Source organism: Psychrobacter sp. FME13, from assembly GCF_014861395.1.
Lineage (GTDB): Bacteria > Pseudomonadota > Gammaproteobacteria > Pseudomonadales > Moraxellaceae > Psychrobacter.
This window is the reverse complement of record NZ_RRYV01000387.1, coordinates 1-457: the sequence shown is the minus strand read 5'-3', so window position 1 is coordinate 457 and position 457 is coordinate 1. Positions and strand designations below refer to the sequence as shown.

Annotated in this window: 1 protein-coding gene; it reads left to right on the top strand. The window is 40.5% G+C overall.

Going from position 1 to position 457, the window contains the following annotated elements; genetic code table 11:
* Positions 1-320: transposase (locus tag EI164_RS16715; RefSeq protein ID WP_318779513.1), on the top strand; the 320-nt coding region annotated here is incomplete at its 5' end.
* Between the last annotated feature and the right edge of the window lie 137 nt (positions 321-457).

Sequence of the window (457 nt, the reverse complement as noted above, 5' to 3'; positions counted from 1 at the left end):
CTGATAAAGGGTATATCAGCCCGAGTCTGACATCGTACTACGACGCTCAAGGAGTAGATTTACAAACGCCACTCAGAGCTAATATGAAAGAAGATAGACCCAAACCTGTGGTAAGACGGCTAATGAAAGCCCGCCGTATCGTTGAAACAGTCATTGGTCAGTTATCAGAACGATTTAATATACAAAAGGTACGAGCAAGAGATTTATGGCATTTGTCTCATCGATTGATTCGTAAGATTCTGTCGCATAATCTGTGCTTTGTACTCAATAAAAAACTTGGTAACCCGCCTCTTCAGTTTGATTTGCTTATTTCAAGTTGAGAGTGGGGTAACACTATAAACATTGGAGGTACAGACACCTTTGGCAAAACGTCCTATATTTATAACCACAAGGCGATAAAAACTAGGGCGTGTCATCAATTAAGCCAAACGACACAAGAAACTAAGTGAATGGCACT